The following is a 12,580-nucleotide window of genomic DNA, read 5'->3' on the forward strand; positions in this document are numbered from 1 at the left end:
CGGTCAGTCGTTGGCGTTCAGGACCGGCAGGTAGCCGCCCGACTGGCCGGGGGCCTTCGGGTGGTAGGACTCGCCGATGTTCAGCCAGTTGACGCTGTGCAACCAGGAGTCGCCGGAGCAGATCTCGTGGCCGCCGAAGGTGGAGCGGACGTCCCCGAAGGCGAAGCCGTGGTCGGCGGCGCGCTTGCCGATGGTGGTGTTGAGGAGGTCGGAGGCGTCGTTGATGGCCTTGCGCTTGGCCTCGGACAGGCCGAGGCAGGTGGTGCCGAGCTTGTAGAAGCGGGGGTAGCCGAGGACGACGACCTTGGCGTTGGGGGCCTTGGAGCGGATCGCCGAGTACACGCCGTCGAGCTTGCCGGGGAGCGTGGAGTCGACGTAGGCGCGGGCGGTGTTGATGCGGGAGATGCAGGCGCTGTCGGACTGGGTCACACAGGTCGTCATGACGTCGGCGAAGCCGGCGTCGTTGCCGCCGATGCTGATGGACACGAGCGCGGTGCTGCCGCTCAGCGGGCCGAGCTGTCCGGACAGAACATCACCCGTTCGGGCGCCGGAACAAGCGGTGAAGTCGAACGCCGAGGGTGAGTTGGCGGCGGCCCAGAGGTAGGGGTAGGCCTTCGTGCTGCGCTTGCAGTCGCCGCTGGAACCGATGTAGCTGCCGGCGCCCACTCCGGAGGAGTAGGAGTCACCGAGCGCTGCGTACGGGCCGGTTGCGGCGAGTGCGGACGCCTGCGCCGTGGCCGCGCCGGTGAGGGCGGTGCCGGCGGCGAAGAGGAGCGAGCTCACGAGGACGACAAGTCGGGAACGTCTCATGGAACCTCCCTTTAGCAGGATCTCTGCCACAACCGTGGTAGCAGCTACGCGTGTTGACAGGAAGTGTCCATGCCAAGTTCTTTTCGGTCCCTTCACGGACCGGGACACCCGTGCGGCACCTTCCGGGAACCATCGGCGACGCCTGCCGGGACGCTTGTTGCGTGCTCATGACAGGTTTGTTGAGAGGTTCTCAACTCCCTTGTTGTGTACGACAGTCCGGCCGAGGCTGATCCCAGGCCGGGAGCGGAACAGCGCACTCCCGGTCCGTGTGCGCGAGCACGCGCACACCCCCCACAGGACGCGCGCCCCACCCGGGCGCGCGCCGCCCGGAGGAGGACTCCCCCGTCATGGCAGAACCGCGAAGCAAGAGACTCGGAATCGCCGCGCTCACCTCACTGGCGACCGCCGCCCTCGTGGGCGCTCTCACCGCCCTGCCGGCCCAGGCAGCCGAGGCGGAGGGACGGGTGCTCGCCGCAGACTCACCGACCGCGGTGAAGAACAGCTACATCGTCACGCTCCACACACGCCCCGGCCTGAAGGCGTCCTCGGCCGCCGGCAAGAGCCTCGTCAAGGGCTACGGCGGCTCGGTGGACAGGACGTTCGGATCCGCGCTGAACGGCTACTCCGCCACCCTGTCGGCCACCGAGGCCCGGCGGCTGGCCGCCGACCCCGCGGTGGCGTCCGTCGAGCAGAACCAGCGCGTCTCGCTCGCCGCGACGCAGACCTCCGCCCCCTGGGGCCTGGACCGGATCGACCAACCCTCCCTCCCGCTCTCCGGCACCTACACCTACCCGGACAGCGCGGGCAGCGGCGTCACCGTCTATGTGGTCGACACCGGTGTGCGCATCACCCACCAGCAGATCAGCGGCCGGGCCGCACACGGCTACGACGCCGTCGACGGCGACAACGACGCCTCCGACGGCAACGGGCACGGCACGCACGTGGCCACGACGGTCGCGGGAACCACCTACGGCGTCGCCAAGAAGGCGAGAATCGTGGGCGTGCGCGTGCTGAACAACAGCGGGTCCGGCACCACGGCCGGTGTGATCGCGGGGATCGACTGGGTCACGCGCAACCACTCCGGCCCCTCGGTGGCCAACCTGTCGCTCGGCGGCGGGGCCTCCACCGCCCTGGACACGGCGGTCCGCAACTCCATAGCGAGCGGCGTCACGTACGCCGTCGCCGCGGGCAACAGCAACACCTCCGCCTCCTCGTCCTCCCCGGCCCGGGTCGCCGAGGCCATCACCGTCGGCGCCACCACCAGCACCGACGCCCGGGCGAGCTACTCCAACTACGGCTCGGCCCTGGACCTGTTCGCCCCCGGCTCCTCCATCACGGCCGGCTGGCACACGAGCGACACCGCCACCAACACCATCTCCGGCACCTCGATGGCCACCCCGCACGTGGCGGGCGCGGCGGCGGTCTACCTGGCAGGGCACCCCTCCGCCGCCCCCGCACAGGTCGCCTCGGCTTTGGTGGCGGGCGCCGCCACCGGCAAGGTGACCGGCGCGGGTTCGGGCTCGCCGAACCGCCTGCTGCAACTCGTCCCCTGACGCCCCCCGTCCCCCGGCACCCGGGCACGGACACCTGAACAGCCGTTCCCCGCAGGCCCTGGCCGTCTGCGGGGAACAGCTCTTGATACGCCCGAAAACGGTCAACTTGTGTCTCACCGAGCACACCGAGCAACGGCCAAACCAACAAAAACGTGAGTGGCCGTTCCAGGTCTTGCCATACGGGTTCAATCGTCAATACCGTCATACATCTCACCCGCATCGGTCCGTCAGTACGCGGCTCCAGGGGAGGGCTCAGGGACCGCGACGTACCGGCGCGGGGCGCGGTAGGGGGGTGCCGTGCTCGGTGACCGCAGTGGTCTCCGGGCCGTGCCGCGCGGTCGGCTGCCGTTTTCGCGGCCGGTCAGCTTTGCCAGCTCACCCGGCGTGCCGGAGCTCCATTTCGGCATGCCTCGCCGTCCCGGCGTGCCTCGGGTGAGAACCCCCCTTTCGACCCGGACTGGATCCGGACTGCCCTGGGGGGGCGGTCCACCGGACGAGAGGGCCCAGACTCATGAGTTCAGCTCTGCAGCCGGCCGTGACGGAAGAGCATCCGCCGACCGCAGCCACGTACCGCCCCGTCTCCTCACACCTGGCCATCGCACCGCCCGTGAGCGTGGTCATCCCGGCGATGAACGAGGCGGAGAACCTGCCGTACGTCTTCAAGACCCTGCCCGACTGGATCCACGAGGTGGTCCTGGTCGACGGCAACTCCACCGACGACACCGTCCGGGTGGCCCGCGAGCTGTGGCCCGGCGTCAAGGTCGTCGAGCAGCGCGGCAAGGGCAAGGGCGACGCCCTGATCACCGGCTTCCAGGCATGCACCGGCGACATCATCGTGATGGTCGACGCGGACGGCTCGGCCGACGGCAACGAGATCGTTTCGTACGTCTCCGCCCTGGTCTCCGGCGCGGACTTCGCCAAGGGCTCCCGCTTCGCCAACGGCGGCGGCACCGACGACATGACGTTCGTCCGCAAGCTCGGCAACTGGGCCCTGTGCACGGCCGTCAACCGCAAGTTCGGCGCCCGGTACACCGACCTGTGCTACGGCTACAACGCCTTCTGGCGGCACTGCCTGGACAAGATCGACCTGGACTGCACCGGCTTCGAGGTCGAGACCCTGATGAACATCCGGGTGGTGAAGGCCGGGCTGAAGGTGCAGGAGATCCCGAGCCACGAGTACCTGCGCATCCACGGCACGAGCAACCTGCGGGCCGTGCGGGACGGTCTGCGGGTCCTGCGCGTGATCCTCCAGGAGCGCTCCAACCGGCGTGCCCTGCGGCGCCGTTCGTCCCGGCCGTCGTCGGTGGCGGCGGCGGTGCGGGGAGAGGTGTCTTGAGCGGTCCCGACGTCTCCGTCGTGATCTGCGCGTACACCGAGGACCGCTGGGAGGACATCCTCGCGGCGGTCTCCTCGGTGCGGGCGCAGTCCCGGCCCGCGGCGGAGACGCTGCTGGTCGTCGACCACAACGAGACGCTCCGGGACCGGCTCGCACAGGAGTACAAGGAGACCGGCGAGGTGCGGGTGCTCGCCAACGCCGGTCCCCGCGGCCTGTCCGCCGGCCGCAACACCGGTATCGCGGCGGCCCGCGGCGAGATCGTGGCCTTCCTCGACGACGACGCCGTGGCCGAGCGGGACTGGCTGCGGCACTTCGCCGAGGCGTACGCCGATCCGCGGGTGATGGCGGTCGGCGGGCGCACGGTGCCGGTCTGGGCGTCGGGGCGGCGCCCGCACTGGTTCCCGGAGGAGTTCGACTGGGTGGTGGGCTGCACCTACCGGGGACTGCCGCGCGGCCGGGTCCGGGTGCGCAACGTGCTGGGCGGCAACGCCTCGTTCCGCCGCAGCGCCTTCGACGCGGCCGGCGGCTTCGCCACCGGCATCGGCCGGGACGGCGACAAGCGGCCCCTGGGCTGCGAGGAGACGGAACTGTGCATCCGTCTGTCGCGGGCCCTGCCCGACGCGGTGCTGCTGATCGACGACCGTGCGGTCATCCACCACCGCGTGCCCGCCGAGCGCGAGCGCTTCCGCTACTTCCGCACCCGCACCTGGGCCGAGGGCCTGTCCAAGGCCCTCGTGGCCCGGAGTGTCGGCGCGGACAAGGGCCTGGAGTCCGAACGCCGGTACGCCACCCGGGTCCTGCCGGCCGGAGTGGCCCGAGGCCTGCGCGACGCCCTGCTGGCCCGGCCGGGCGGAGCGGGCAGGGCCGGCGCGATCGTGGCCGGGGTGCTCACGGCGGCGGGCGGCTACGTCGTCGGCGGCTTCCGCGTCCGCCGCGGCGGCGCCGCGTTCCGGGTGCCCGAGGTGCCGCGGGGCGCCGGCGCCCCGGACGCGGCGGCGTCTCCCGCCCCCGTGCCGCGGGCCGTACGGGAAGGAGCCGGTTCGTGACCGACGCGCGGGTGCCGATCCTCATGTACCACGCGGTCGCCACCGATCCGAACCGGGCGACGCGCGCCCTGTCGGTCACCCCGGAGGCGTTCGCCGAGCAGATGGCGGTGCTCGCCGACCGCGGCCTCACACCGCTCACCACGGCGGGGCTCGCCGCGTGCTGGCGCTCGGGCCGCCCGCTGCCCGGCCGGCCGGTCCTCGTCACCTTCGACGACGGCTACGAGGGCGTGCACCGGCACGCCCTGCCCGCCCTGGCCAAGCACGGCTTCCCGGCGACCCTGTTCGTCGCGACCGGCTGGCTGCGCGGACCGTACGACACCGGGGGCGGACTGGACACCATGCTCGACTGGGACCAGGTCCGCGCGCTGGCGTCGGCCGGCGTCGAGATCGGCGGGCACAGCCACAGCCACCCGCAGCTCGACCAGGTCTCGGAGGCCACCCTGCGGTTCGAGCTGATCCACTGCAAGGAGATCCTCTCGGACCAGCTGGGCGCCGTCCCGGCCTCGTTCGCCTACCCCTACGGCTACTCCACCCGCCGGGTCCGGCAGGTGGTGCGCGAGACGGGGTACGCACAGGCCCTCGCCGTCGGCAACGGCCTGGCGCGCCGGGCCCAGGGGCCGTACGCCCTGCGGCGGGTGACGGTCCGCCGCGACACGGGCATCGAGGAGTTCGAGCGGATGGTGGAGGGCCGGGCGATCGCCCGGACGTTCGCCCGGGACCGGGCCCTCACCCGCGGGTACGCGGTGGTGCGCCGGGCCCGGCGGGCGGCCCGCGCGGTCGCCCGGTCCCGCGGCTGACCCGGCCGGGCGGGGCCGCCGCGTGCACCGGAAAACGGGTGCACGCGGCGGTCCCGTGCCGGATCATGGCGGCATGTCTGGAAACCCGCACGAAACGCTGCCGATCCGGCTCAACGTCGACGACTCCGACTCCCCGTCCGACGTCGTCGACGCGCTGTTCCTCGGCCGCTTCGCGACGGGCGAGCAGCCGTACTCCCACGCGGCGAACATCGACCGGGTGCGCTCCGGCGCAACGCTGATGCCGCCCGGCGCCCGGGTCCTGCGCGTCGCCCGGGACGACGACCGCAGCGCCACCCTCGCCGAGGGCGACGGCTGGACGCTGCTCATCTCCCGCTGGAACCGCGGCGCCGACGTCACGGTCACGGCGACCAGCGCCGAGCTGGCGCAGAAGATCCTCGGCCAGGCCACCGACGGGGCGGCGGACGAGCCCGAACCGCAGCCCGAGAACGTCACGATGGGCTTCTGGTACGTCTCCCCGCGCCGCGGCCCGCATCGCACCACCCGGCAGATCGCGGCGGGCACCTGGGACGAGGTCCGGCCCAACTACACGGCGCCCGTCGCCGAGGCCATGGACCGGCTGATGAAGACGACCCCCGAGGACATCGCGGGCCGGCTCCTGCTGCTCCACGGCCCGCCCGGCACCGGCAAGACCTCCGCGCTGCGCACCCTCGCCCGGTCCTGGCGCGACTGGTGCCAGGTGGACTGCGTCCTGGACCCCGAACGGCTCTTCTCCGACGTCGGCTACCTCATGGACATCGCCATCGGCGAGGACGACGCCACGGGCAAGGGCCGCTGGCGGCTGCTGCTCCTGGAGGACTGCGACGAACTGATCCGCGGCGAGGCCAAGCACACCGCGGGCCAGGCGCTGTCCCGGCTGCTGAACCTGACCGACGGGCTGCTCGGGCAGGGGCGCAACGTACTGGTGGGGGTCACCACCAACGAGGACCTGGAGCGCCTGCACCCGGCCGTGGTCCGGCCGGGCCGCTGCCTGGCCCGTATCGAGGTGGGCCCGCTGACCCGCGCGGAGGCGGTGGGCTGGCTGGGCCGCGAGGACGGGGTCGGCCGCGAGGGGGCCACGCTGGCGGAGCTGTACGCGCTGCGCCGGGGCACCTCCCCGACGTCCCTGCCCGAGCCGCGCGGTGACGCGGACGCGGGCCTGTATCTGTAGGAGGTCCGTCCGCGCCGGTGTTTTGATGGGGCTATGACCCTGTTCGTGGGCACGTCCGGCTGGCAGTACAAGGACTGGCGGGACGTGCTGTACCCGGCCGGGCTCCCGGTGCGGCTCTGGCTGGAGGAGTACGCGGCGCACTTCGCCACGGTCGAGATCAACAACGCCTTCTACCGGCTGCCGTCGCGGGAGACCTTCGAGGGCTGGCGGGAACGGGTGCCCGGGGACTTCGTGGTGGCCGTGAAGGCGAGCCGCTACCTGACCCACATCAAGCGGCTCAAGGAGCCCGAGGAGCCGGTGCACCGGCTGATGAGCCACGCGGCGGGCCTCGGCGGCCGGCTCGGCCCGGTGCTGCTCCAGCTCCCGCCCACCCTGCGGGCCGACCCGGGCCTGCTGGACGCCTGCCTGGCCCGCTTCCCCGCCCCGACCCGGGTGGCGGTGGAGCCCCGGCACGACTCGTGGTGGACCCCGCAGGTCCGCGCGGTGCTGGAGGCCCGGGGCGCCGCCCTGTGCTGGGCCGACGTCCTGGCCCGCCCGGCGACCCCGCTGTGGCGCACCACCGACTGGGGCTACGTCCGCTTCCACCAGGGCCGCGCCCGGCCCTGGCCCCGCTACGGCCGGCGCTCGCTGGCCACCTGGCTCGACCGCATCGCGACCACCTGGCCGGACGGCGAGGACGTCTACGCGTACTTCAACAACGACCCGGGCGGCGCCGCGGTGGAGGACGCGACGGCCTTCGCCCGCCTCGGGCGCTCGGCGGGCCTGGACCTCACACGGACGCCCGGCCGTCCGGTCCGCGGCTGAGGGGTGCGCCCGGCGGACGACGCGGAGCTCACCGCTCGTGGACCGCCCGCAGGGCGTCGCGGACGGCGGCCAGCGCGGCGTCCTCGTCCAGCCCGAGCCGGCGGGCCCGCTCGGCGTACGCCTGCGCGGCCGACGCCAGTTCCCGGTCGGCCGCCGCACCGGCGGCGGCCACGAACGTGCCGTTGCGCCCGCGCGTCTCGATCACCCCGTCCGCCTCCAGCGCCCGGTAGGCCTTGGCGACCGTGTTCGCGGCGAGGCCCAGCGACTCGGCCAGGCCCCGCACGGTCGGCAGCCGGTAGCCCATCGGCAGCGCACCGGAGCGCGCCTGTTCGGAGATCTGCGCCCGCACCTGCTCGTACGGCGGGGCGCTGTCGTCGATGTCGATGCTCAAGCTCACCGGCCGATTGTCCCGTACCCGGCGGAAAATGAGAGGCACCCGTGAGGAGTGCCCGCGTAACGTCCGCCCCCATGACCGTGATCGTGCGCGACCTGCGACCCGATGTCCGAGCCGACGCCGAGGGGTTCTCCGCGACCCGCCGCCTGGCCCTGCCGTACATGCTGTCCACGCCCGAGTCGGTGCTGCACGACCTGACGCACGCCCCTCCCGGCGCCCACTTCGGCCAGCTGATCGCCGAGGAGGACGGCGAGGTCGTCGGCACGGCGCAGATCGGTGTCGCCCACGACAGTCCGGAGCCCGGCCAGGGTTCGGCCAACATCTACGTGCGCCCCGGCCGCGAAGGGCGGGGCGCCGGTTCTCTGCTGCTGCGCACCGCGGAGGAGCGGCTGGCGGCGCTCGGGGTCCGCAGGCTGTTCACCTGGGTGCTGGACGAGCCGGGGAACCGCGCGTTCGCCGAGCGGAGGGGCTTCTCCGCCAGCCGCTCCGCCTGCTTCCTACGGCTGGACCTGGCCGGAGGCACGCTGCCGCCCCGTCAGGACCCGCCGCCCGGTGTCGAGCTGCGCACCGCCGCCGACTTCGCCGGTGATCCGCGTCCGCTGTTCGAGCTGGACGCCGCGGCGTCGTCGGACGAACCGAGCGACATCGACGTCGAGTTCACGGACTACGAGGCCTGGGTCGAGGCGAACTGGAAGCACCCGCTGCTGGACCTCGAGCTGACCACGGTCGCGCTCGTCGACGGCCGGCCCGCCGCCTTCACCGTGGCGTACACCGACGGCGATCGCCGCTACGGCACCGCCATGACCGGCACGGCCCGGGAGTTCCGCGGCCGGGGCCTGGCCAAGTTCGTGAAGAACGACTCCCTGCACCGCGCCCGCGCGGCAGGGTGCACGGAGGCGTTCACCGGCAACGACACCGGGAACGAGCCGATGATCGCCGTCAACAAGTGGTTCGGCTACGAGATCTGTGCGAAGGAAGTGCGCCATGTCCGCGAACTCGGCTGAGGGGACCCCGCAGCTGGACGTAGTCCTCGTCAAGGCGGGCCGTACGAAGATCCGTTACGCCGGCGAACTGCTGTCCGACGACGGCACGCGCATCGCGCTGCGCGCCCCGTGGGCGGGCGGCGGTGTGCGGGACTTCGGCTTCGTCCGCTTCGAGCCCGGGGACATCTTCACGGAGTACTACTGGCGCGACCGCTGGTACGCGATCAAGGAGGTGCGCTCCGCGACGGGCGCGCTGAAGGGCTGGTACTGCGACGTGACCCGCCCCGCCCGGCGCTCCGGACCGGAGCTGGTCGTGGAGGATCTCGACCTCGACCTGTGGCGCTCGGCGGACGGCACGGACGTACGGCGTCTGGACGAGGACGAGTTCGCCGAGAGCGGCCTGGCCGAGTCGGACCCGGACGCGGCCCGGGCGGCGTCGGCCGCACTGGACGAACTGGAGTCACTCGCCCGGGGCGGCGACTTCACCGCACTGCTGGCCTGAGCCACCGCTCACGGCGACGACCGCGTACCGCTCGTCGGTCACCGGGCCGCCCCACAGCAGGGGATCGTCCGAGAGCCGGTGCACCCGCACCCGCCCGGCGACGGGTGCGAGCAGACCGGTGAGCCGCTCGGCGGGAATGCCGACCGGCTCGGCACTCCCCCAGACGCCCTCGACCAGCACGAGTCGCCCGCCCGGCCGGAGCAGCCCGTACCAGTGCCGCAGGACGCGGGCGGGGTGGGGCAGGGCCCACAGGACGTGCCGGACGAGCACGGCGTCGAAGCGCCGGTCGCCGACGGGCGGTGACGCGGCGTCCCCGAGGAGGAACACCGCGTCGCGCCCGGCGAGCTTCCGCCGGGCCAGGGTCACCATGGCCGGGGAGCGGTCCACGCCCGTCACCCGGTGCCCCTGCTCGGCCGCGAGCAGGGACAGGCTGCCGGTGCCGCAGCCGAGGTCCAGCACGTCGCCCGGGCGCCCCGGCAGCCAGTCCCGCAGCCGTCCGGCCCAGGCCAGGCGCACCTCGGGGTCGCGCAGGCCGTGGTCGGGCTCCTCGTCGAAGGAGGCGGCTTCGGCGTCCCAGTCCACGTCGGTCATGGCCTCAGGGTGACACCCACCACTGACATCCGAATGGTGACTGCCGCCACTGACACCACGGAAGCGATGAGTAAACCTCCCCCGAAAGGTCTACCTCCGTGAGAACGCGGAACCCGGTGGACCGGTAAGGAGGCCGTCATGCGCCGTACGACCGTGCAGAAGCCTGTGAAGAAGACGGACGTCCGCCGGGTCCGCGAGGAGGCCGACGAGCGTCCCGCCGGACGCCCGGAGGTCCGCAGGGACATCGCCCGCACGTGGTGGCCGGACGTGTGAGCGGCCGGTGCCGGCCAGGGGACGCACGCGTCCGGACAGCCGCTCGCGGGTGCCTACCTGATGTCAGGCTGAGCACTCCCTTAAGCGGGCCATAAGGATCTCCTCCACCCCTCCTCAGCAGGCGATTTCGCGGTCCGGTCGGGCTAGCTTCGGATCACCCCACGGGATTCGGCCCGATCGGGCCCGGCCCACGCACTGTTTCGAGGAGTTCCCGCATGTCCGCACGCCGCAAGGCCGCCGCCGTCGCCGCCCTCGGCGGTCTCCCGCTCGCCCTGACCGCGCTGAGCACCGCCCCTGCGGCGGCGCACGGTTCGATGGGCGACCCGGTCAGCCGGGTCGCGCAGTGCTTCGCCGAGGGCCCGGAGAGCCCCGAGTCGGCCGCGTGCAAGGCGGCGGTGGCGGCGGGCGGCACCCAGGCCCTCTACGACTGGAACGGCATCCGGATCGGCGACGCGGCCGGCCGGCACCAGGAGCTCATCCCCGACGGCAAGCTGTGCAGCGCGAACAACGCGCAGTTCAAGGGGCTCGACCTGGCCCGCTCCGACTGGCCGGCGACCGGGGTGAAGAGCGGCGCGTACACCTTCAAGTACCGGGTGACGGCCCCGCACAAGGGCACCTTCAAGGTGTACATCACCAAGCCCGGCTACGACGCGGCCGGGCCGCTCTCCTGGAGTGACCTGGATCTGCGCAACCCGGTGGCGACGTCCACCGACCCGGCGGCCTCGGGCGGCTTCTACACGTTCTCCGGCACGCTGCCCCAGCGTTCGGGCAAGCACCTGCTGTACGCGGTCTGGCAGCGGTCGGACAGCCCGGAGGCGTTCTACTCCTGCTCGGACGTCAGCTTCGGCGGCGCCGCGGCGGGCGGCGGGGACGCCGGTGCGGCCCCGGCGCCGTCCGCCTCGGCCCCGACCGGGAAGCAGATCGAGGACGGCAACGACAAGTCGACCGTGGAGAACCACGGGCACGGCGACCACGACGCCCGCACCTCGGCCGAGCCCGCCGCGGCCCCCGAGCGCGACGCCGAGGGCGGGGCGAAGGAGTCCGAGCCCGCCGCCGAGCGGACGGAGGCGGCCGCGGCCGCACCCAACCGGCCCGAGGCGGCCGGTGCGACGGAGAAGCTGGCCGAGACCGGCGGCGACAGCAGCACCCCGTACGTCGCGATGGGCGGTGCGGCCGCCCTGGCGCTCGGGGCGTCGGCCCTGTTCCTGACCACCCGGCGCCGGGCGGCGACGGGCGGCCGGCACGGCCGGTGACCCGGCCCACCGCCCCCTGACCCGGGGCCTGTCCGGCGGCTCAGGCCGGACAGGCCCCGAAACGTTTCACTGACACGTGTCAGCTGAACACCGAAGCGCAGGTGGTCGGGGTGGCCCGCGCCGGATCGAGGGCGTTGGCCACCTCGTGGAAGGCGATCCGGTCCGTCAGCCCGATCACCACGTGCTCGGAGAGGTCGACGGGGCAGAGGTCCTGGAGCAGGACGTTGCGCACCCCGGGTCCGGTCAGGTACTGGCTGCGCCAGGGCGTGACCACCTCGTCGTACCTGGTGGCGATGACGGTGTAGCGCACGCCGGGCACGGTGTCGCCGCCCGCGTTGAGCCGGCGGAGGAAGTCGGAGCCGGTGACCTGGTCGGCGAGGGCGGGGGTGTTCTCCGACAGCAGGTCAGCGGCGCCCGGGAAGTAGGGCAGCAGCGCGGTGAAGCCGTTCAGGTCGGTGCCGTGGTTGCTGGGCGCGATGCCGACCAGGGCGTTCACCTTGTCGGCACCGCCGAGGAAGCGCAGGTACCAGCGGGGCATCATGCCGCCCTGCGAGTGGCCGACGATGTCGGTCTCGGCGGCGCCGGTGGCGGTGAGCACCCGGTCGACGAAGTCCCTGAGCTGGTGGGCCGACTTCTCGACCGGTCCCAGGCCGTGGAAGAAGGGGACGCCCTCCAACTGGCCGTAGTCCAGGGAGAAGACGCAGTAGCCGCGGACCTGGAGGTAGGGCGCGAGGCCCAGCCAGTTGTCGACGGAGTTGCCGAGGGTGCCGTGGACGAGGACGACGGGCCGGGGGTGGGCGGCGGACGGCTTGCAGGAGTAGTCGTTCCAGCCGGAGCTCGGGGCCCCGGCGGCCCGGGCGGTGGAGGCGGGGACGGTGACGGCCGCGGCGGTCAGCAGCAGGGCGGCCAGGGGTCTGAGCACTCGTTTCCAGGGCAGCATCGGGTGATCTCCTTGCGGCTCAAGGGAGGTGCGACGGCACGACGCCTGTGATCCGGATCACGAGGATGCTGTTCACTCGTCAAGTTACGGGCGAGTAGCCACCGGGGGAAGTTACGCGTCGGTAAAAACT

The 12,580-nt window shown here is 72.9% G+C and carries 14 protein-coding genes; 10 read left to right on the forward strand and 4 right to left on the reverse strand.

Features of this window, described 5'->3' with window-relative positions; all coding sequences use genetic code 11:
- Window positions 1-3: 3 nt before the first annotated feature.
- Window positions 4-810 carry an SGNH/GDSL hydrolase family protein gene (locus tag ACZ6ZN_RS29715; RefSeq protein WP_398110505.1) on the reverse strand — a complete coding sequence of 269 codons (807 nt, stop codon included), beginning with the start codon at window positions 808-810 and terminating at the stop codon, window positions 4-6.
- A gap of 347 nt (window positions 811-1,157) precedes the next feature.
- On the opposite strand from ACZ6ZN_RS29715, the gene ACZ6ZN_RS29720 reads away from it, so the two are divergent.
- From ACZ6ZN_RS29720 to ACZ6ZN_RS29745, 6 genes are all read left to right on the forward strand, one after another.
- Window positions 1,158-2,363 carry a S8 family peptidase gene (locus ACZ6ZN_RS29720; protein ID WP_398110504.1) on the forward strand — a complete coding sequence of 402 codons (1,206 nt, stop codon included), beginning with the start codon at window positions 1,158-1,160 and terminating at the stop codon, window positions 2,361-2,363.
- A gap of 511 nt (window positions 2,364-2,874) precedes the next feature.
- A complete protein-coding gene (locus ACZ6ZN_RS29725; RefSeq protein ID WP_398110503.1) occupies window positions 2,875-3,699 on the forward strand; it encodes a glycosyltransferase family 2 protein in 825 nt (274 codons plus the stop codon).
- On the forward strand, window positions 3,696-4,745 hold the full coding sequence (locus ACZ6ZN_RS29730) for a glycosyltransferase family 2 protein (protein ID WP_451877465.1): 1,050 nt from the start codon (window positions 3,696-3,698) through the stop codon (window positions 4,743-4,745). Before ACZ6ZN_RS29725 ends, ACZ6ZN_RS29730 begins: the two co-directional genes overlap by 4 nt.
- Window positions 4,742-5,542: a polysaccharide deacetylase family protein gene (locus tag ACZ6ZN_RS29735; RefSeq protein ID WP_469650958.1), complete on the forward strand. Its 801-nt coding sequence runs from the start codon at window positions 4,742-4,744 to the stop codon at window positions 5,540-5,542. The genes ACZ6ZN_RS29730 and ACZ6ZN_RS29735 overlap by 4 nt, the downstream gene beginning before the upstream one ends.
- A 73-nt stretch (window positions 5,543-5,615) precedes the next feature.
- Window positions 5,616-6,710, forward strand: a complete 1,095-nt coding sequence (locus ACZ6ZN_RS29740; RefSeq protein ID WP_398110500.1) for a DUF5925 domain-containing protein — start codon at window positions 5,616-5,618, stop codon at window positions 6,708-6,710.
- A gap of 33 nt (window positions 6,711-6,743) precedes the next feature.
- Window positions 6,744-7,514 (forward strand): DUF72 domain-containing protein, encoded by a 771-nt coding sequence (locus ACZ6ZN_RS29745; protein ID WP_398110499.1) that lies wholly within the window; start codon window positions 6,744-6,746, stop codon window positions 7,512-7,514.
- 28 nt (window positions 7,515-7,542) lie between these two features.
- Here the strand turns inward: ACZ6ZN_RS29745 and ACZ6ZN_RS29750 are convergent, their stop codons facing one another.
- Window positions 7,543-7,911, reverse strand: coding sequence for a GntR family transcriptional regulator (locus ACZ6ZN_RS29750; RefSeq protein ID WP_469650962.1), 369 nt, complete (start codon window positions 7,909-7,911; stop codon window positions 7,543-7,545).
- 71 nt (window positions 7,912-7,982) lie between these two features.
- On the opposite strand from ACZ6ZN_RS29750, the gene ACZ6ZN_RS29755 reads away from it, so the two are divergent.
- Together ACZ6ZN_RS29755 and ACZ6ZN_RS29760 are read left to right on the forward strand one after the other, a co-directional pair.
- Window positions 7,983-8,912, forward strand: a complete 930-nt coding sequence (locus tag ACZ6ZN_RS29755) for a GNAT family N-acetyltransferase (protein WP_469650965.1) — start codon at window positions 7,983-7,985, stop codon at window positions 8,910-8,912.
- Window positions 8,893-9,393: a ribonuclease FAU-1 family protein gene (locus ACZ6ZN_RS29760; RefSeq protein ID WP_469650967.1), complete on the forward strand. Its 501-nt coding sequence runs from the start codon at window positions 8,893-8,895 to the stop codon at window positions 9,391-9,393. The genes ACZ6ZN_RS29755 and ACZ6ZN_RS29760 overlap by 20 nt, the downstream gene beginning before the upstream one ends.
- Here the strand turns inward: ACZ6ZN_RS29760 and ACZ6ZN_RS29765 are convergent.
- Window positions 9,352-9,984 carry a class I SAM-dependent methyltransferase gene (locus ACZ6ZN_RS29765; RefSeq protein ID WP_469650969.1) on the reverse strand — a complete coding sequence of 211 codons (633 nt, stop codon included), beginning with the start codon at window positions 9,982-9,984 and terminating at the stop codon, window positions 9,352-9,354. The genes ACZ6ZN_RS29760 and ACZ6ZN_RS29765 overlap by 42 nt on opposite strands.
- Window positions 9,985-10,122: 138 nt before the next feature.
- Between ACZ6ZN_RS29765 and ACZ6ZN_RS29770 the strand changes: the two genes are divergently transcribed.
- Together ACZ6ZN_RS29770 and ACZ6ZN_RS29775 are read left to right on the forward strand one after the other, a co-directional pair.
- Window positions 10,123-10,257 carry a hypothetical protein gene (locus tag ACZ6ZN_RS29770; RefSeq protein ID WP_398110494.1) on the forward strand — a complete coding sequence of 45 codons (135 nt, stop codon included), beginning with the start codon at window positions 10,123-10,125 and terminating at the stop codon, window positions 10,255-10,257.
- A 215-nt stretch (window positions 10,258-10,472) separates the two neighbouring features.
- Window positions 10,473-11,510 carry a lytic polysaccharide monooxygenase auxiliary activity family 9 protein gene (locus ACZ6ZN_RS29775; protein ID WP_451877471.1) on the forward strand — a complete coding sequence of 346 codons (1,038 nt, stop codon included), beginning with the start codon at window positions 10,473-10,475 and terminating at the stop codon, window positions 11,508-11,510.
- A 79-nt stretch (window positions 11,511-11,589) separates the two neighbouring features.
- Here ACZ6ZN_RS29775 and ACZ6ZN_RS29780 read toward each other — a convergent pair whose 3' ends face one another.
- Window positions 11,590-12,450: an esterase/lipase family protein gene (locus ACZ6ZN_RS29780; protein WP_469650971.1), complete on the reverse strand. Its 861-nt coding sequence runs from the start codon at window positions 12,448-12,450 to the stop codon at window positions 11,590-11,592.
- Window positions 12,451-12,580 lie beyond the last annotated feature (130 nt).

The organism is Streptomyces sp. NPDC053665, assembly GCF_055585285.1.

What these genes read in the sequence shown, in the direction of transcription:
- ACZ6ZN_RS29715 (WP_398110505.1), bottom strand. Translation starts at nt 810, where the DNA reads ATGAGACGTTCCCGACTTGTCGTCCTCGTGAGCTCGCTCCTCTTCGCC.
- ACZ6ZN_RS29720 (WP_398110504.1), top strand. Translation starts at nt 1,158, where the DNA reads ATGGCAGAACCGCGAAGCAAGAGACTCGGAATCGCCGCGCTCACCTCA.
- ACZ6ZN_RS29725 (WP_398110503.1), top strand. Translation starts at nt 2,875, where the DNA reads ATGAGTTCAGCTCTGCAGCCGGCCGTGACGGAAGAGCATCCGCCGACC.
- ACZ6ZN_RS29740 (WP_398110500.1), top strand. Translation starts at nt 5,616, where the DNA reads ATGTCTGGAAACCCGCACGAAACGCTGCCGATCCGGCTCAACGTCGAC.
- ACZ6ZN_RS29745 (WP_398110499.1), top strand. Translation starts at nt 6,744, where the DNA reads ATGACCCTGTTCGTGGGCACGTCCGGCTGGCAGTACAAGGACTGGCGG.
- ACZ6ZN_RS29755 (WP_469650965.1), top strand. Translation starts at nt 7,983, where the DNA reads ATGACCGTGATCGTGCGCGACCTGCGACCCGATGTCCGAGCCGACGCC.
- ACZ6ZN_RS29760 (WP_469650967.1), top strand. Translation starts at nt 8,893, where the DNA reads ATGTCCGCGAACTCGGCTGAGGGGACCCCGCAGCTGGACGTAGTCCTC.
- ACZ6ZN_RS29765 (WP_469650969.1), bottom strand. Translation starts at nt 9,984, where the DNA reads ATGACCGACGTGGACTGGGACGCCGAAGCCGCCTCCTTCGACGAGGAG.
- ACZ6ZN_RS29770 (WP_398110494.1), top strand. Translation starts at nt 10,123, where the DNA reads ATGCGCCGTACGACCGTGCAGAAGCCTGTGAAGAAGACGGACGTCCGC.
- ACZ6ZN_RS29775 (WP_451877471.1), top strand. Translation starts at nt 10,473, where the DNA reads ATGTCCGCACGCCGCAAGGCCGCCGCCGTCGCCGCCCTCGGCGGTCTC.
- ACZ6ZN_RS29780 (WP_469650971.1), bottom strand. Translation starts at nt 12,450, where the DNA reads ATGCTGCCCTGGAAACGAGTGCTCAGACCCCTGGCCGCCCTGCTGCTG.